Genomic DNA, 21,821 nt, shown 5'->3' with positions numbered 1-21,821 from the left:
CAGGAATACAGATAGTTTAGCTTTTGAAACTTCTTTACGAGAAAGAATATGACTTTTGAACCATCAAACCAAGAAAGCAATATAAATACTCCACCTTTAGTCGCCTTATCTGATTTAGGATATGGCGTATATTCAATTCAAATAAAAGCTCCTAATAACAATACACTTTCGAAGGATTTAATAGAGCAGTTGAAAGAGTTGATTAGTGAAGTTCAAAATAAACCATCGGTTAAAGCACTAATCCTTACTGGAACACCTACTGGCTTTTTGACTGGTGATAGAAGAGCATATAATCTTGCCATTGAGCACAAATTATTTCAATCGATTGTGTCAATTCCATTTCCAGTTATAGCAGCAATGCAAGGGGATGCGACTGGTGCAGGTTTTCTGGTTGGTGCCTTGTGCGACTTTATGATTTGCAGTACAAATGGAAACTACTATTATACAAGTCTGCAAGACGGAATATTTCCAACGTTAACAGAGTATCAACTATATGAGGAACGTTTCGGTAAGCTTTTAGCGACGGATTTTTTATATGCCTCGGAATCTTCAAATGGTAACCAACTCAAAGGAAAAGGATGGGCATGTCCAATTCTCTCTTCTGATCAAGTAGAGGCTTATGCTCAGCAATTGGCTGCAAATCTCGCTACAAAATCTGAAGAGTCTCTTAGTCTGTTGAAGCAACATTTATCGAGGTCCATTGTCAGGAAGACTGAGGGGTTGACTCTTGTTGATCCATTAGTCAATTATAGTAAACAAAATATGGCTCAGGAGGAGATTACCTCTCCTGCTAAATATATAGAGTTGGAGCACCAAGGAAATGTTTTGGTGATAACAATGTGTGCTGAAGGAAAAGAATATGGCGTTAAAGCATTAGTTGCAGATTTAAGAAATATATTTAATCAGGTTAATAAGACTTCACATTATAAATCTATTGTTCTTACTAGTGGGCATGGTGATTTTATACCAGGGACAGGATCGGAGGTTGCAGTTAATGAAGTTCTGGATTTACAAAATCTTATTCTTGAAAGCTCTATTCCAGTTATTGCAGTGTTGAATTCAAATACAAATGGTGTTGCATGGTTTGTAAGTTTATTTTGTGATGCCTGCATATATAACACAAGGGCTAATTATTCTGCCAAAGGCATCTTTCAGAACTCGGAGCTTTCCAAGCAAGCAGGAGTTATTTTTTCAAAGCGTTTTGGTAATTATTCTGGAAATGAAATATTAATAACTGCTAAAGGTTTTTCTGGCTTAGAACTACAGAAGATTACAGGAGTTACCAGGGCTTCGAATAATGACGATACCTTAAATGCGGCTTTGCAACTTGGAGATTATTGGGGTAAGTATCCATTGGAAACCTTGACGAGGTGGAAAAAGGAGAATGCTATAGATATTCGGGAGAAGATTAAAAATCTACCTGCATGGTCTGAACCTAAAGAGGTTGACAGTGAATTGCTTCCAGCTTCACCTTTTATAATATCTATTAAGTCAAAGGTTATATCTGCAACAGCTCATCCTGAAGGTATACTTGTTGTGAAAATGGAAGATCGTGAAGCGAAGAATATGTTTTCCGGAGCTTTCATAGAAGGGATGAACGAAGTGTTTGAGCATGTAGAAAAATCTACAACTTATAAAGCCGTTGTTCTCATAGGCTATGATAATTATTTTTCTTCGGGTGGAACAAAGGAAAATTTACTGGACATTCAGGAAGGAAAATCAAAATTTACCGATAACAGAATTTTTCAAATTGCAATGACATGCAGGATACCTGTAATTGCAGCTATGCAAGGCCATGGTATTGGTGGAGGGTGGAATCTTGGAATGTTTGCTGATTTGGTTCTGTTCAGTGAGGAAAGCAAATATTTTAGTCCGTATATGAATTACGGATTTACTCCCGGAGCAGGCGCAACTTTTATTTATCCTGAGAAAATCGGATATGATCTGACAAGAGAAACATTGCTCACTGCTCAAGAATATTCTGGTAAAGAGTTAAAGGAGCGAGGTCTTGTGATGACTTTTATAGCTAGAGAAAAGATATATCAGGAAGCTATGGACATAGCAAGAAATATCACAACTAGATCCAGAAGTAGCTTAATAGCATTAAAGCATCAGTTGACTCAGCATCTTTGGGCTCCACTTGAGGAAACTTACGAACTTGAACTCTCTATGCATGAGAAAACCTTTGTTGGCCATGTCGAAACATTAAAGCAGATTGAAGATAATTTTATTCAAGAGCAATCTTCACAGAATTCTCAGGTAAATGATACTGAAAAGACTATACTTAAAGAATTAACTGTCTCAACTTTAAATAAGAACATTGATAACCTTTCTTCAGTTGCAGCAAGCATTAAAAATCTCCTTGCAAATGAGTTACACATGCAAGAGCATGATATCGACGATAATATTCAGTTTGTTGACCTTGGTTTGGATTCAATCACAGGAGTTACTTTCATTCGTAAAATCAATGAGAAGTATAAAACAAGGATAGATGCAATTAAAGTGTATAGTTATCCAACCTTGTCAAAACTAAGTCGCTTTGTAAAAGAGGAGGTGGAGAAAGTGGGTACATTATCTAATAAACCTGAAGTAAATTTATCTGTTACTAAGGCTGCTCAACCTAACCTACAGGCTAATTTTTTAACCAATGAAATACCTGCAACCTTTGCTAACTTGACTGAAATCACTGCATCGGTTAAAAGATTGCTAGCGGAAGAACTGCACATGCAGGAGCAAGGAATTGATGAAAATACACAATTTGTTGATCTGGGTCTTGACTCTATTACTGGAGTGACTTTGGTACGTAAGATCAATGATAGATTTAAAACGAAAATAGATGCAATTAAAGTTTATAGCTATCCCACGCTGACTAAGCTAAGTCGATTTTTAAAGGAAGAAATTGAAAAGAATTTGCTATTGTCTAGAAAGACAGTGCAAACTGCACCAGTTTCTACAGGTCAAAATTTCCGCATCCAACAGAAGGTTGAATTAATAAATGAAGATCAATCTCAGGGGCAAGATAATTTGCCAGAAGTTACGGCAAGTATCAAAAAGCTTTTGTCCGCAGAGTTGCACATGCAGGAGCATGAAATAGACGAGAATACCCAGTTTGTTGATCTTGGTTTGGACTCTATTACAGGAGTTACCTTCATTCGCAAGATCAATGAAAAGTATAAAACGAAGATAGATGCAATTAAGGTTTATAGCTATCCGACCATCACTAAACTCAGTCGATTTGTAAAAGAGGAAGCAGAGAGAAGGGGTACATTGTCAAATCTGCCTGTGGTTGACAAAGCGGCTACACCTATTAATATTTCTACAGTTGAGAAGAGTATTGAAGCAACAAAAGTTGCAACAAGAAAACTTGTTTCCTGGAGAAGCAATAAGCCTGCATTAAGAATTAAAGCTGAAGAAACACGTCAGTCGAATCAATTACAACCTATAGCGGTGATTGGAATGGCGGGTCAATTTCCTATGGCAAACAATCTCGATGAGTTTTGGCAGAATATTTCTCAGGGTAAAAACTGTATCAGTGAAATTTCTCCAAAACGCTGGGATATTGATAACTATTATCAAAAGGGTGAAGCTAAGCCAGGGAAAACAAACAGTAAATGGACTGGAGCACTGGAAGAGTATGATCTGTTTGATCCATTGTTTTTTAATATATCTCCAACAGAAGCGGAGAGTATGGATCCTCAGCAGCGTGTTTTTTTACAAGCTTGCTGGCATACGATAGAAAATGCTGGATATAATCCTCAGAAACTTTCAGGCTCAAAATGCGGAGTATTTGTGGGATGTGGCCAGGGAGACTATCGCTTGTTATCAAAAGATTTGCCAATCAGTGCTATGGGTTTTACAGGTAGTGATACTTCTATTTTAGCTGGAAGAGTCTCTTACTTTTTGAACTTACAAGGTCCGAGTTTATCCATCGAAACTGCTTGCTCTTCTTCATTGGTTGCCATTGCCAATGCCTGTGATAGCTTGACTTCAGGAAATAGCGATCTTGCTCTTGCTGGAGGTGTTTATATTATGACAGGTCCTGAGGTGCATATCAAATGCGCTCAAATGGGAATGCTATCGCAAGATGGGAAGTGTCATACATTTGATCAAAGCGCAAATGGATTCGTTCCTGGGGAAGGTGTAGGAGTGGTAATGTTAAAAAGACTTGCAGATGCGGAAAGAGATCAGGATATAATCCTTGGGGTCATTCAAGGTTGGGGTGTTAATCAGGATGGTAAAACAAATGGTATTACTGCACCTAACTCAGAATCACAAACCCGTCTTGAGCAAGAAGTATATGATAAATTTCAGATTGATCCTGAACAAATTCAATTGATAGAGGCGCATGGTACAGGCACCAAATTAGGAGACCCTATTGAGGTGGATGCATTAAAGCAGGCTTTTAGTAAATATACTCAGAAAAGAGAATACTGCGCTTTGGGCTCAGTGAAAAGTAACATTGGTCATTGCTTAACTGCAGCAGGAGTTGCAAGCTTCATAAAAGTAATTCAGTCATTGAATCACAAGCAACTTCCTCCAACAATTAATTATAGTAAACTGAATGAGCATATCTCATTAAATGATAGTCCATTTTATGTTAATGACAGGTTGCTCGATTGGAAGGTTGGAAATACGGAGAAGCGTCGAGCTGCAATCAGTGCCTTTGGCTTTAGCGGAACAAATGCACACATAGTGCTATCTGAATATTTATCTACAGTTAGATCCAATTCTGCAATCTCTGTTATTTCTAAAAATGAGAAAGTGATCATTCCGATATCAGCAAGAAATGCTGAACAATTAAAGCAGAGAGCAATTGATCTCTTAAAATTTATTCAAAAAGATAAATCTCTAGATCTGACAAGTGTTGCTTATACTTTGCAAGTGGGCAGAGAAGAGATGGAGGAGCGTTTAGGTTTTGTTGTAGGTTCTTTATCTGAGCTGGTTCAAAAACTTAAGGCATATATTAATAATGACGAAAATATTGCAGCCACTTATCAGGGAAAGGTTACTGGCAATAAGGTTGGTTTAAAAGCCATCATTCAAGATGAATCAACGAAGGAAGTCATTGTTGAAAAGTATATCGCTCAAAAGAACTTACCAGATTTACTGATCTTGTGGACTAAAGGTTTGGAATTTGATTGGAATAAACTATATGGAAATAGAAAATCACAACGAATAGTACTTCCAGTATATCCGTTTGCCAAAGAAAGATACTGGATTGATTCTGTAGAGCAGACGTCGATATCAACAAAAGAAATTTTGAAATTTGTTCTGCACCCTTTGCTGCATAGTAATACTTCAAATTTCAGAGAACAAAGCTATACCTCAGTATTTACAGGTAAAGAGTTGTTCCTAAAAGATCATCAGGTGAATGGACAAAAGGTCCTTCCTGGAGTGGCTTATCTGGAGATGGCCAGAGCTGCCATAGAGAATGCTTTACCTGTTAAAGCAAAGTCAAGTATCATGGAGTTGCAAAATACAGTTTGGTTGCAGCCAATAATAGTCGACGGAGATAAAGAAGTAACCATAGCTTTGTTTGCAGATGAAATTAACGGTAGCCAGCAAGAGACAATCAATTTTGAAGTTTATACTAAGGATGGAGATCAGGAGATCCTTCATTGTCAGGGGGAGGCAGTCTTTGTCAGTAAAGTGACTCCTGGAAAACTTGATATAGATAAACTGCAAAGACAAGCACAGCGAGGGGCTTTAGTTTCTGGAAGTATATATGAGGTATTCACGAGAATGGGCTTTACCTATGGACCTGCACATCAAGGTATATCACACATTAACATTGGAGATAAAGAAGTAGTTGCATATTTACATTTGCCAACAGTGGCTGAAGCGGATCAAAACGATTATCATTTGCATCCGAGCTTGATGGATAGTGCCTTACAATCCTCAATTGGTTTAACTGCTGATCTTAAAGAAGGACTCAACAAGCCAATATTGCCATTCGCCTTAGATTCTTTACAGATTATTTCAGCATGTAAAAATGAGATGGTTGCGTGGGTTCGCTATTCATCAGGCAGTAGCCCTGACGATAAAATAATGAAGATTGATATCGATCTCTGTGATCTGCAAGGGAATATCTGTGTTAAGTTGAAAGGGTTCAAATCGAGGGTTTTAGAAAATGATATCAAATCTGATAAGTATAACAAGATAGAAAGTGCATTCAATTTTCAAGAGAGTCCCAATACAAGTAAGAGTCCTTTTGATGACTCCTATTATAAGAAAGTTATTGAAGGTATTTTAAATAATGAAGTTTCTATTGATGAAGCAGTTAATTTAGGATAGAGGAATAATGAAACAAAGACTAAAAGAGATATATGAAGACTTGTCAAAGGGCAAGCTTACACAAAAGGATGCTTTAGAGAAAATTAAAGCATTAAAGCAGGATAGTAAAAATGCGGGTGTTCTGCTTTCTGCTCAAGTGTGGGAACAAAGTCAGGTTATAGCAACATCTGCTTCTGATAAATCAGAATATGCTGAAAAGCATATTCTTTTGTGTGAGTTAGGAAATGTTGATGTTAAGCAATTAGGAACTCTTACTACTGAGAGCAGCTTTATTTCATGGAAAGCAGCAGCCGATAAAAATGTAGCCGAGAGTTATTGTGATTTTGCATTGACTTGTTTTGAGAAACTTCAGTCAATAATAAAAAGCAAACCTCAGGGTAAGGTGCTTGTCCAGATTTGTATTGCTAACTCAGCTGAACTAGAATTATTTATTGGAATATCTGGATTGCTCAAAACAGCAACTCTTGAAAATCCACAATTGTTGGGTCAGGTTATTCTTAGTGGGCCTCAGTCAAGTACAGAAGAACTTGCTGAACAGCTAGTCGCTTGCCAAAGCAAACCTAATGATAAGATAATTAAATATCATCAAGGTGCTAGAAGTGTTTTGAGTTGGAAGGAAATAGAGGAATTTAATGAAACTGAATCATCTGCAATTTCTTTCAAAGACCAGGGTGTCTATCTGATCACGGGTGGTTTAGGGGGATTAGGTGTTCTGTTTGCAAAAGAAATCATTAAGCAAACCAGCAATGCCAAGATCATTTTAGTGGGCCGCTCAAAATTGACTTCTGAAAAAAAGAAGACTTTTGAGTCTTTGAAGGCAAAGAGAAAGACAATTGAATACCGTCAATTAGATATTGCAGATATTGATCAGGTCAAGCAATTGGTTGCTATAATCAAGAATGAGTTTAAGCAACTCAATGGCATCATTCATAGTGCGGGAGTGATTGTAGATAACTTCATTCTAAAAAAGAGCTCAAGAGAATTTAAGGAAGTACTTACGCCTAAAGTTTTTGGTACATTCAACCTTGATCAAGCTACTCAGGAAGTTGATTTGGATTTCCTGGTTTTGTTTTCTTCAATGGCATCTGCGATAGGCAACATAGGTCAGGCAGATTATGCAGCTGGTAATGGATTTATGGACCAGTTTGCGTCCTATCGGAATCAATTAACAGAATCAAAACAGAGAATAGGGAAAACACTTTCTGTGAACTGGCCATTATGGCAAGAAGGAGGTATGGTGTTGGATCAAGCCACTCAGGATATGCTAGAGCAGACTATGGGATTGCGGTCAATACCAAGTGCAACAGGCATGACTGCATTTTATAGGTCCCTTAAATTACAATATGCTCAGACATTGATTCTAAAAGGTGATATATCAAAAATCCGGAATTCATTGTTTAATGATGTGGCAATCCAGACAGAGACTTCAAAGAATATTATAGAAGGATCATCAGTTGAACAAAGTATTAATAGCGGAAATCTTTTAGAAAAGACTCAGGATTTAATTAAGAAACAACTTTCAGAGTTGTTGAAAGTTCCATCTCATAAAATTGATCCTACGGCTCCGCTGGAGAGATATGGTATTGATTCCATATTAGCAGTAAGCCTGACAAATCAGTTAGAAAAGACTTTTGGCGCCTTATCTAAAACACTCTTTTTTGAGTATCAAACTATTGGTGAGCTTGCTGAATATTTCATAAATGCTCATTCGCCAAAATTAAATTCCATCTTTAATACAATTGAATCAAGCCCGAAAAAAGTAATTGCTCCTTTACCAACCCCTAAGTCACAAACTCAGACAAGAGCTATATCTGGCAGACGGTTTAGTTCTCAAGCACAAGCTTCTGCATCGGCAAATCCGACGACGTCAGTGAATATGGAGCCCATTGCGATTATAGGCTTAAGTGGTCGTTTCCCTGAATCAGTAAATTTATATGAGTATTGGAATAATCTTCGTAATGGAAAAGACTGTATCATTGAAGTACCTCAAGATCGCTGGGATTGGCGCGAATACTATAGTGAGGATCGAAACAAAAGCGGACATCACTATAGTAAGTGGGGTGGTTTTATATCCGGTGTTGATGAATTTGATCCAAGGTTTTTCAACATATCACCAAAGGAGGCAGCTACTATTGATCCGCAGGAACGTTTGTTTTTACAGCATTGCTGGATGGCAATTGAAGACGCAGGATATACTCGAGCAAGTCTACAGATTCCTTGTGATCAGGACTTGGCGGGACAAGTGGGAGTATATGTGGGCGTGATGTATGGAGAGTATCAGCTTTTTGGAGCTGAAGTCAGTGCAAAGGGGAAGAGAATGGGAATTCCGGGTAGCTATGCAAGTATTTCCAATAGAGTTTCCTATGTGTTGAATTTGCATGGCCCTAGCATGACTGTTGATACCATGTGTTCTTCTTCTTTGACAGCTATTCATTTGGCCTGTCAGGATCTTAAGCTTGGAAGAACAAGTTTAGCAATTGCAGGTGGAGTAAACGTTACTGTTCATCCGAATAAATATTTGGTGCTCAGTGGAGGTCAGTTTATATCCAGTGACGGTCATTGCCAAAGCTTTGGTGAAGGAGGAGACGGATATATTCCAGGTGAAGGAGTTGGAGCAGTTATATTAAAAAGATTATCTGAAGCTGAAAGGGATGGGGATCATATCTATGGTATCATTAAAGGAAGTATTCTTAACCATGGTGGTAAAACAAACGGATATAGCGTCCCTAATCCTCAAGCCCAGGCAAGTGTTATAAGCAGGGCACTAGCTGAATCAAACATTAATCCTCGTCATATAAGTTATATTGAGGCTCACGGAACCGGAACTAAATTAGGTGATCCTATTGAAATTGCAGCCTTAAGCAAATCATTTCAACAATATACCAAAGACACTGGATTCTGTTTAATCGGTTCTGCTAAATCAAACATCGGTCATTGTGAATCAGCTGCTGGCATAGCGGGCCTTGCAAAGGTTTTATTGCAAATGCAAAACAGAGAGATCGTCCCTTCTTTGCATTCTGCAAAATTAAACCCTCATATAGATTTTGAAAAGACACCTTTCGTTGTCAATCAAACATTAAAACCATGGAATCAACCTGTCATTGATGGTGATGAGATTCCGAGAATTGCAGGAATATCTTCTTTTGGCGCTGGAGGATCAAATGCGCATATTATTATTCAGGAATATGCTTCATCTAAAGAAGCAAATTATTCTAAAGGCTCTGACGAAATAGGAAATGTTCTCATTGCTTTATCAGCCAGAACAGAAGAGCAGCTAAAGCATAAAGCCAATGACCTTTTATCTTTTGTCCAAGCAACGCGACCTGAACTGGCTGCTATGGCTTATACTCTACAAGTGGGCAGAGAAGCTATGGAAGAACGTCTTGGCTTTTTAGTAAGCTCAGTTGATCAACTGATTGATAAGCTTAAGGCTTATATCAACGGTGTTCAGAATATTGAGGATACTTACCAGGGACAAGTTAAACGGAATAAAGAAGCCTTGTCTTTATTCAGCACAGATACTGATCTCCAGCAAACTGTTGGTAAATGGATATCCGAGAAAAAGCTTTCTAAACTTCTGGATTTATGGGTTAAGGGTCTTGAATTGGACTGGAACAAGCTGTATGATGGCAACAAACCTAATCGCATTAGTTTACCTACCTATCCATTTGCAAAAGAGAAGTATTGGGTGGATACTAAAGTTGGTAGCCAATCTGTGTCGTATATATCTAAAGCGGCTGTCCTTCATCCATTGCTGCATATAAATACTTCAAACCTTATTGAGCAGAGCTATAGCTCAACATTTAATGGTAAAGAATTTTTCCTTCAAGAGTTTGAGTTGAATGATGGGACATTGCAAAAGATTCTTTCGCCAGCAGCATATCTAGAAATGGCAAGAATTGCAGTAGAGAAATCTTTACCAGCACAACGAGAGTTAAATATCTTGGAGTTGAGGAATGTTGTTTGGGGAGAAACTTTTATATATGAAAAGAACAAACAAATTTCCATTGCTCTTTTTGCAAAAGAGAATAATCGAATAGATTTTGAAATTTATAGTTTAGATAAAGATGAGGCAGCAGTTCATTGCCAGGGGCAAGCTGTCTTTATTCCAAAGTCAATGCAGCAAAAGCTTGATGTAGGTCAACTTAAATATCAAGTCGGGCAGGGAGTGAATCAGTTGTTGTCTGAGATCAAATTGCCTGTCAACTTGGAGAATAGCAACAACGAATATGTGCTGCATCCGAGCCAGATGCATACTGCTTTGCAGTTGGCAGGTGGATTAATAGATGGTGGTCAGTCTGCAATTCCTTTTTCTGTGGAAGCAATATCCGTAGTAGCCGCTTGTACAAAAGAGATGATTGCTTGGGTTCGCTATTCGAAAGGAAATCAGGCTGAGAATGCAGCTGCAAAACTGAATATTGATTTGTGCGATCAGCAAGGAAATGTGTGTGTGCTGATACACGGAATTTCCTATCAGGTGGAAACTTCTAATACAAAGGCTCCAGTAGTCAGTCAAACTGTTTCCTATACCAAAGCAAATGAACCTAAACAAGTTTCAATAGATCATAAGGTCTCAGAACCAAGAAAGATTTTCATTGGTGAGACATTGGCACAAACCTTTCCAGATATAGATCTAAGAAAGCCATCAGAAATTTCGATTGTTTCTTTAGATGAGCTTTCTTTAGAAAAGAGGGAATCAGGGTCAATAACTAAAGCTTCAGTTTCACTTTCAAATACAGTGTTTGGTTCCTTTGAAAGCATTGCTAGTCAGAATGCTTCATCTTCGGTTAGCTTATTTGACTTAGGAAATGGAATCTTCTCCATTCAAATAGCAGGAGCAAACAACAATACACTTTCACAGGATTTAACAAATGAATTAATCCAAGCACTTACTGCTGTACAAAAAGAACCTATGGTTAAGGTTTTAATTCTAAAAGGAACAGAGCATAGTTTCTTGAGAGGCGGTAGAGCAGAATACAATTATGCAATTGAGCAGAAGCTATTCCAGGTAATAACTTCTTTCCCGTATCCAGTTATCGCAGAAATGCAGGGCGAAGCGACAGGAGTGGGTTTCCTGGTTGGGGCTCTATGCGACTTCATGATTTGTAGCAGGGACAGTAACTATTATTATACAAGTACACAAGATCAAATTTATCCAACCGTTTCAGAATGTCAGTTTTTTGAAGAACGTTTCGGTAAGGCCAGAGCAAAGGACTTCTTGTACCTCTCAATTGCTTCTACCGGAAGTCAGCTTATAGATAAAGGTTGGACATGTGCAATCCTTTCACCAGGACAAGTTGAGGCTAATGCACAAAAATTAGCGGCAAGTTTGGCAAAGAAATCAGAAGCATCTCTGCGACTATTGAAGCAACACTTATCAAATTCTGTCCTTGTAAAGGCTGAGGTTCTGGCGATGGTTGATCCTTTAGCTGATGAGAGCCAGTTAGATATGGCTAATTCAAATATTATTTCTCCCGCTAAATATATTGAACTCGAAAGCCACAAGGACAATGTTTTGATCATTAAAATGTGTGTTGGTGGAAAAGAATATGGCTTAAAGGCATTGGTAGCAGATTTGAGAAAAATTTTCAGCCAGGTAAAAAATTCTCAATACAAATCCATTGTTCTGGTAAGCGAGCATTCTGATTTTCTGCTAGGCACAGCGGAAGAATTGGCGGTCAATGATGTACTGGATTTTGAGAATCTTGTTTTGGAAAGTCAGATTCCGGTCATTGCTGTTTTACATTCAAATACAAATGGTGTAGCGTGGTTGCTAAGTTTGTTTTGTGATGCATGTGTATATAATAAAAATGCTATTTATTCAGCAAGTAATATCTGGCAAAATAGTGATATTGCCAGGCAAGCAGGAGTGCTCTTCTCAGAACAATTCGAAAGTTATTCCTGGAAACAAATACTTCTAACCGGAAAGGAATATTCAGGGCTAGAATTAAAGCAGCTTTCCGGGACGACACATATTTCGGAAAATGGAAATATTCTTACGGATGCTTTGCGAATCGCTGAACATTGGGCTGCTTTACCATTGAATACCTTATTGTCTTGGAAAAAGGAAAGGGCATTAAGTGTTCGGGAGAAAATTAAAAGCTTACCAACATGGTCTGTTTCTAAAGACGAAACGTCTGAAGCTTTATCAATTGAGCCAACTTCAATAGCACTTAAATCAAAAGTCATTTCCGCAACAGCTCATCCTGAAGGCATTCTGGTAGTGAAAATGGAAGATAGAGAAGCTAAGAATATGTTTTCTGAGTCTTTCATTGAAGGCATGAATGAAGTGTTTGCGCATATTGAAGCTACTTCAACATATAAGGTTATAGTGCTCACCGGATATGATAATTATTTTGCTTCCGGTGGTACCAAGGAGACTTTATTAGCGATTCAGGAAGGGAAAACCAAATTCACGGATAATAGAATTTATCAAATAGCAGTGGCTTGCAAGATACCTGTAATTGCAGCAATGCAAGGCCACGGCATTGGTGCTGGTTGGGCCTTGGGTATGTTTGCTGATTTTGTGCTGTTTAGTGAAGAGAGTAGGTATTTCAGTCCTTACATGAATTACGGGTTTACACCTGGAGCCGGTGCTACTTTTATATTCCCGGAAAAAATCGGTCATGATCTCTCAAGAGAAACCTTAATGACTGCTCAGGAATATGCTGGAAAAGAGTTGAAGGAGAGAGGCCTTTTCATGTCTGTTTTACCAAAAGAGCAAGTCTCTTCTGCTGCATTGGATTTAGCCAGACAAATAGCAAATCGTTCCAGAAGCAGCTTAGTGGCTTTCAAACATCAACAAACTCAGCACCTGTATGCGCCGCTTGAGGAGACTTACAAGCGAGAGTTGGCAATGCATGAAAAAACCTTTGTTGGTCAGTTCGATACTTTAAAGCAGATAAATGATAATTTTTATCAAGGCAACGATTCTAAAACAGAAGTATCTCAATTGGCATTGCCAACTTCAATTCGGGATAAGGTACATTCAGCAGTTGCTGTTCCATCTCTGGGTAAAGATAATCTGACATATGTTACGACCAGCTTAAGACAGCTTCTTGCTCAGGAGTTACATTTGCAGGAGCATGAGATTGATGAGAATATGCAGTTTGTTGATCTTGGCTTAGACTCTATTACAGGAGTGACATGGATAAGAAAGATCAATGAAAAATATAATACTTCAATTGAGGCTACAAAAATTTATAGCTATCCTACACTGACAAAACTAAGTCAGTATGTGAAAGAGGAAGCTGAAAATGCAGGTTCTATATCTTCAGGTTCAGAAGTGATTTCATCTGGTATTTCACTTTCTAACATTGACCCACAAGGCAATATCTTAATTGAGGAAATCACTCATAGTTCTGATAATCTTCCTTTGGTTATAGCCAGCTTAAGAAAACTTCTTGCTCAGGAATTACACCTTCATGAAAATGAAATTGATGAAAATACTCAGTTTATTGATCTTGGACTGGACTCTATTACAGGTGTGACCTGGATTCGCAAGATCAATGAGAAGTATCAAACTGAAATTGAAGCAACTAAAATATATAGCTATCCAACACTTAGTCAACTTAGTGCTTTTGTAAAGGAAGAAGCAGAGAAGCTTGGAACATTAACAAAGAAATCGGAATTAAGTATTCCTTTAAATACAATTCCAAAACCTCAGTATAAACCAGTTCTTCCATCTTCTGGTAAGAAGCTTGCTTCCTGGCGCAATCGCTCAGCATCACGTCAGACTTCTTCTGTAAATTCTGGCAATCTATCACAGCCTATTGCTGTAATTGGTATGTCGGGACAGTTTCCTCAGGCGAGGAATGTGGAAGAGTTTTGGCAAAACTTAGCAAATGGTAAAAATTGTATAAGTGAGGTACCTCAAAAAAGATGGGATGTTGACAAATATTATCAGGAAGGAAATGCTTTGCCAGGAAAGACCAACTCTAAGTGGATGGGGCTTCTGGATGAATATGATTTGTTTGATCCTTTATTCTTTAACATATCTCCAACTGAAACAGAAAGCATGGATCCGCAGCAACGTTTGTTTCTGCAGGAGTGCTGGCATGCTATAGAAAATGCCGGATATAATCCTAAAAGCCTGTCAGGAGCAAAATGCGGAGTCTTTGTGGGGTGTGCCAATGGTGATTATCTTCAATTATCAAAGAAGCAACAATTGAGTGCTCAAGGCTTCACAGGTGGAGCTACTTCCATTCTTGGTGCCCGTATCTCTTACTTCCTGAATCTTCAGGGTCCTTGCCTGTCAATAGATACAGCTTGCTCTTCTTCTTTGGTTGCTATTGCCTCTGCTTGCGATAGTCTGAATTCGGGGAACAGTGATCTCGCTCTCGCAGGAGGCGTTGTCGTAATGGCTACACCGGCAATGCATATTATGTGTTCTCAGACAGGGATGCTTTCTACAGACGGTAAATGTTTTTCTTTCGATCAAAGAGCAAATGGATTTGTTCCTGGTGAAGGCGTTGGTGTTGTCATGTTAAAAAGACTGACGGATGCAGAAAGAGACCAGGATACAATTCTTGGTGTTATACAAGGTTGGGGAGTAAATCAGGATGGTAAAACAAATGGTATTACTGCGCCCAATTCGGAGTCGCAAACTCGTCTGGAGCAGGATGTTTATGATAAGTTTCAGATAGACCCTTCAAAGATTCAGCTTATTGAGGCGCATGGGACTGGGACAAAATTAGGAGATCCTATAGAAGTTGATGCGCTAAAGGCAGCTTTTAAAAAATATACGACTAAAAAAGAATATTGTGCCATTGGTTCGGTGAAGAGCAATATTGGTCACTGTTTAACGGCAGCAGGGGTAGCAAGTTTTATAAAAGTACTTTTGTCAATAAAGAATAGACAACTGCCTCCAACAATAAATTATAATAAATTAAATGAACATATTGGGTTGGAAGGTACGCCTTTCTATATAAACGACCAATTGCAGAATTGGGAGGTTTCGGATTCAGAAAGACGTCAGGCAGCAATCAGCGCATTTGGTTTTAGTGGTACCAATGCTCATATTGTTATATCTGAATACGTTTCGCAAAATACGTTTGAAACACCGGTTTCTGCTATCACTGAAAATGGAAAAATTATTATTCCTCTATCAGCCAGAACTGCTGAACAGCTTAAACAAAAGGCCATTGAACTTTTAGAGTTTATAAAAAAAGAGGCTGCTATTGATCTCCTTGAAATGGCATACACTTTACAGACAGGTAGAGAGGAGATGGGTGAGCGTCTAGGCTTGATGGTAAGTTCAATAGGACAACTGGCTGAAAAACTTCAAGCTTACTTAGATGGTAAGGAGGATATTGAAGAAGTCTATCAAGGTCAGGTAAAACGAAATAAGGAAGGCCTTAGCATCATCAGCCGTGATGATGATATGAAAAGGACTATTGTTGAGCAATGGATAAATCAGAAGAAGTTATCTAAACTTTTGGATTTATGGGTCAAAGGTCTTGATATAGATTGGCAAAAACTATATGGGGAAGCTAAACCAAAGCGTATTAACCTGCCCGCTTACCCTTTTGCGAAAGAAAGATATTGGATTGAGGAAATAGATTCCACACAGGTAATAGAAAAGGTTAATAATATTACTGTCCTTCACCCCTTATTGCATAGAAACACCTCAGATCTTAGTCAGCAGTGTTACAGTTCTACATTCAATGGTGAAGAATTCTTCCTTAAAGATCATCAAGTCAAAGGAGAACATGTTCTGCCGGTAATGGCTTATGTAGAGATGGTGCGTGAAGCAATAACGCTGGCTACTACAAGTCAAATCGAATCTGGAGATATTGAGTTACATAACATTGTTTGGCATGAACCAATATTTGTAGCAGGAAATACGGAAGTCTCAATTGCCCTGTTTGCTAGTGATAATGGGGAAATTGAATATGAGATTTATAGTACTGAAGAGGGAGAGAGAAAGATTCATTGTGAGGGAGTGGCAGTCATTACCAATAAATCATCTTCGCGCAAGATTGATATAGAAGAACTAAAAAGACAAGTAGGACAGGGTAAGTTGGAAATTGATGCTCTGTATCAAACCTTTACTAATACAGGTATTAAGTATGGTGGTACTTTTAAAGGTCTAACCGAAGTATACCAAGGAGTTGATCAGTTGTTGGTTAAGCTTAAGCTACAAGACACTGCTGAAAATAATCAATATTTTTTACATCCAAGTTTAATGGAAAGTGTAGTTCAGGCTTGCATGATTCTAACTGGAGATTCTAATTTTATCGGTATGACTCAGCCAAGTGGAACTTTATTTTCCATATCAGCAGCCACTGCGAGCGAAATGTATGCATGGATAAGATTCGCGCAGGATGGTATGTTGGATATTGACCTTATGGACTTACAAGGTAATTGTGCTGTATTAATGCGTGGGTTGGCACTGAGAAATGACACATATGATTATTCAAGGAGTTCAGGAAAATCCTCAGCCGCAATGACTGAAGACGCACCAGAGGTAGTTATGATGACTCCTAAATGGGAACTTGTTACCAATTTTGCGGAAATTACTACTGCAAATCAAAACGGAATCATTCTCCTGATTGGTGCAGATATTGGTCAGATGACCCTGATTGAAAAGATATATAGTAAATCAAAAATAGTCAACATAGAAATTGCCTCGAAAGATTCTATAGATGTCATTACAGAAAAAATAAAAGGTCAAGCATTTAATAGAATTGTATGGATCGGTTCAAACAACCCTGTTCTAACTCTCACGGAGGAATCCATCATTGAAGATCAAAACCTTGGTGTTCTTCAGGTCTTTAAAATTGTTAAATCTTTAATGACTTTAGGCTATCAGGAAAAGAATCTGGAGTGGGATCTTATCGTATTTAACAGTCAGCTTGTGAAGCAAAACGATGTTGTGAATCCTACACACGCTGGTCTTCAAGGATTCTCAGGAAGTTTGGCTAAAGAATTCCCTCGTTGGAAAATACGTCTGTTTGATTTGCAGGAATTTGCTGAAAATCCTCTTTCAGAGATGTCGACTTTGCCACAGGATACTCAAGGCGCATCTTATGCTTACAGAAACAAAGAGTGGTTCTTTCAAAAACTAATGCTGATCAAAGACCTTCCACAAGAGAAGCTTATTTACCGTTCCAATGGAGTTTATGTGGTAATTGGAGGTAGCGGAGGCTTGGGTGAAGTTTGGTCGCAACATGTTATTGAAAAATGTCAAGCTCAGGTTGTCTGGATTGGCAGAAGAGAAATGAATAATGAAATTCAGGAAAAGCTGGATAGATTATCTACATGTGGGAAAAGGCCTGACTACATTCAAGCCAATGCCAGCAATTTAAATGAACTACAGCAGGCATATAAAACAATCAAAGAGAAGTATCATAATATAAACGGAGTTGTTCACACTGCAGTTGGTGCTTATGATGATAGTCTGAAAAAAGTAACAGAAGAAGTTTTTCAGAATATACTATCGGTTAAGGTCGATCTCACTGTAAGAATAGCGCAGGTCTTCCAAAATGAACCATTGGATTTTGTTCTGTTTTTCTCTTCAAATGCCGCATTCAAGAGAGCAGGAGGAACAAGTGGATATTCTGCTGGATGCACTTTTAAGGACACATTCGCTCTTCAGCTTGGCAAGATATGGCCTGCGGCAGTTAAGGTTATAAACTGGGGTTACTGGTCTATTGGTGCAGGAGATACTGTTTCCGATTCTTTCAAGAACAGGTTCTTTGAAAGTGGTCAGAGACCAATAGAGCCCAATGAAGGAATGAAATCTTTGGATCAGCTTCTTTCAGGTAGTTTCAATCAGATATCTATAGCCAAAATTATCCAATCCAGAAGATCAGAAATAGTCGCTGGAGATGAATGGATCTCATCTTATGAAAATACGATGCCTGATGATAATCTTCATAATGCTCTCATAAGGACAGAGGCGATTGAACCACCTGCTCTATTTAAGGAAGTAAAAGTAAGGGGTGACGAAGAGATGGAGCTGCTGCTTTCTGAATTCCTGAATAGCATCATCAGCAGCACGCCGGGTATTATTCCATTTTATCATAGGTGGTTGGATGCAGCTAAAAATATTCTTACGGTAAAGGGATATGTGAATGCTGGTCAAAGGAACGTGGAGCTGGATTATACAACTTACATTAGAGATTTGTGGAATAGATGGGAAAAGGCTAAAAACCTATGGAATCAGGACGAAAGTAAAAAAGCTTTATATATTCTGGTTGAAAAATGTGTGCATGCTTTGCCAGAAATATTAACTGGCAAGACAAAAGCAACTGATATTATGTTCCCGAAATCATCCCTGGAGATGGTTGAAAATGTTTATAAAAATGATAAAGTTTCAAAAGCATATAATGAGTGTCTGGCAAATGCTTTCATTGCATCACTTCAGGCTCGCTTAATTGATGATCCTAATGCGAAGATCAGGATTCTTGAAATTGGCGCAGGTACAGGTGCTACTACAGTTGGGATCCTTGAAAAACTTCGTCCATATCAGAGTCAAATTGCTGAATACTGCTACACTGATCTTTCTAAGGCCTTTTTATTCCATGCAGAAAATAATTATGCTCCTCAGGCACCTTATCTGCGCACAGCAATATTTAATGTTGAAGAGCCGATCGAAGGTCAGAATATTAGTTTGGATGAATATGATTTTGTAATTGCTGCCAACGTATTACATGCTACTAAAAATATTCGAAATACGTTAAGAAATACCAAAGCGGTCCTTCGCAATAATGGTATCCTCCTATTGAATGAACTTATTGAAAGGTCTCTGTATAGTCATTTAACTTTCGGTCTGCTGGAAGGCTGGTGGTTGAATGAGGATGATGCAATCCGTATTCCTGGTGCTCCCGGTTTATATGCTGAATCATGGAAAGAAGTTCTTGAAGAGGAAGGATTTGATTTGGTCGCTTTTCCATCAAAAGAAGTAAACAGGTTAGGGCAACAGATCATTCTTGGAGTGAGCAATGGAGTGGTAAGACAGAAACAGAAAGCTGGCTTTAATAAAGTTGTAATGAAGAAAGAGGTGAATGTTCCCAAAGCACCAACTCCTGCTAAGACAGAAATTAAACCTGTAATTAATACTGTAAAATTGAATGACGATCTGTTGTTGGAAAAAACTGTTGTTTATTTAAAACAATTGATTGGATCAGTTTTAAAAATAAGTAGCAATCAAATTGATGCTTCTGAACCACTTGAAAGCTATGGTATTGATTCTATTATAATTGGTCTGGTTAATGAGCAGTTAAAGAAAAACTTTAGTGATATAAGTAGCACACTACTATTTGAATATCAAACGATCAATGCATTGGCAAAACATCTGATAGAAACTCAGAAGCCAACCTTGCAGACGCAGTTTGAATTGGATGTTCAGCCAATCGAGGAAAGATCAACTAATGTTCAGCCATCCGTTCAATCCACCATTCAACCTTCTAAGATTAATAGCGGATCGGCATTTGGCAGATCAGGACGTCTTCTGTCGCGAAATGCTGTGCAAACCGTTTCGAGCCTGGTGCAAGATAAAGGGCCAATCGCAGTTATAGGAATCAGCGGTCTATATCCTGAGGCTCCTAACTTAGAGAAATATTGGGAAAACCTCAAATCAGGTAAAAATAGTATAAGCGAAATTCCGAATGAACGCTGGTCTCTGGATGAGTTCTTTGAGCAGGATGAAAAGCTTGCTATAGAACAAGGGAAGAGCTATTCTAAGTGGGGTGGTTTTATAAATGAGTTTTCAGAATTTGATGCTTTGTTCTTTGGTATCTCACCTAGGGATGCATTGAACATGGACCCTCAGGAAAGGCTGTTTTTACAAGCGGCCTGGCATGCGCTTGAAAATTCGGGTTATACTCGCGGTGCATTACAGAATAAATTCAATCGTAAAGTTGGTGTATTTGCAGGTGTGACAAGACCTGGATATAACCTCTACGGATCAACCCAAGCCATCAGAGAGGAGAAATTTTATCCTCACACATCTTTTGGATCAGTAGCTAATCGCTTGTCTTACTTCCTGGATATCAACGGTCCGAGTATGCCAATTGATACTATGTGTTCTTCGTCTCTGACTGCTATTCATGAAGCTTGTGAACATATACATCGTGGAGATTGTGACCTTGCATTTGTTGGTGGAGTCAATGTTTATGTACATCCTTCAAGTTATGTTGATATGTCTGCACAGCATATGTTCTCTAAAGATGGTCTTTGTAAAAGCTTTGGTGAAGGAGGAAATGGCTTTGTTCCTGGAGAGGGGGTTGGAGTTGTTTTATTAAGACCTTTGGCAGATGCAATCAGAGATAATGATAATATTCAAGGAGTAATTCTGGCAACAAATGTAAACCATGGAGGAAAAACAAATGGTTACACCGTTCCGAATCCTACTGCTCAGGCTGAATTAATTCGTCGTGCAATAGATAAAGCGGGAATTAATGCACGCGACATCAGTTACATTGAAGCACACGGAACCGGTACAGAACTTGGTGATCCAATAGAGATAACAGGGTTAAAACAGGCGTTCTCCAAGGATACACAGGATACAGGTTATTGTAAGATAGGCTCTGTCAAATCCAATATAGGTCATCTGGAGGCAGCAGCTGGAATATCAGGATTCACAAAAGTTCTGCTGCAAATGAAGTATCAGCAGATTGTTCCATCCTTGCATGCAGAGAAGTTGAATCCACATATTGACTTCCAGAAAACACCATTTGACGTAAATCGAAAACTGAGCGACTGGGACAGACCAGTAATTGATGGGAAGGAAAAACCAAGAATTGCAGGTATATCTTCTTTTGGCGCCGGTGGAGCTAATGCACATCTCATTGTTCAGGAATACATACCACCGACAGAAGGTTTAACTTCAGATGTTAGTGACCAAAAGATAAATGTGATTATCCCGCTATCTGCCAGAAATGAGGAACAACTGAAGCAAAAGGCCCAAGATCTGTTGAATTTTATCCGCACATCTGATTTAGTTAAAAATCAGTCATTAGAGCAGGCTACCAATTCAATTCCTAAAATTGACCTTGTCTCAGTAGCATATACCCTGCAGATTGCAAGGGAAGCAATGGAGCATAGACTTGGATTTATAGTCAATTCTTTAAGTCAGTTAGCTGAAAAGCTTGAAGCTTATATTCATGGAGAGCAACATGTTGAAAATATGTTAACTGGGATAGTAAAGAGAAAGAGCGAAGCTATAAGTATCATCAGCCAGGATGATGATATGAAAGAAGCTGTTGACAAATGGATCAGCAGAAACAAGCTTTCCAAGCTTTTGGATCTATGGGTCAAAGGACTGGAATTGGAGTGGGATAAATTATACAGCGATGTGAAACCAAAACGTATCAGTTTGCCTGGATATCCTTTCTCTAAGGAAAGATACTGGATCGACAGCCTGGATCTGAATCGGGCAACAGACAATAAATTGATGACAAATGCAAATTTAGAGTCCATAGAGGATATCATCAATAGAATTGATAATGACTCAATAGATACTGAACAGGCTATTAAATTATTAACTAGTCTAGCTTAATTCATTAGGAACAACCATAAAA

2 protein-coding genes are annotated in these 21,821 nt (G+C 38.5%); both read left to right on the top strand.

The window, feature by feature from the left end; genetic code table 11:
• Nucleotides 1–48: 48 nt before the first annotated feature.
• A complete protein-coding gene (locus J7604_RS06865) occupies nucleotides 49–6,294 on the top strand; it encodes a polyketide synthase (protein WP_293893075.1) in 6,246 nt (2,081 codons plus the stop codon).
• Nucleotides 6,295–6,301: 7 nt separating this feature from the next.
• Nucleotides 6,302–21,799, top strand: a complete 15,498-nt coding sequence (locus tag J7604_RS06860) for an SDR family NAD(P)-dependent oxidoreductase (RefSeq protein ID WP_293893072.1) — start codon at nucleotides 6,302–6,304, stop codon at nucleotides 21,797–21,799.
• Nucleotides 21,800–21,821 lie beyond the last annotated feature (22 nt).

The organism is Sporocytophaga sp., assembly GCF_017745095.1.
In the GTDB taxonomy this organism is placed as follows: domain Bacteria; phylum Bacteroidota; class Bacteroidia; order Cytophagales; family Cytophagaceae; genus Sporocytophaga.
Note: the sequence above shows the minus strand (reverse complement) of the source record. Positions and strands in the feature narration are given on the sequence as shown.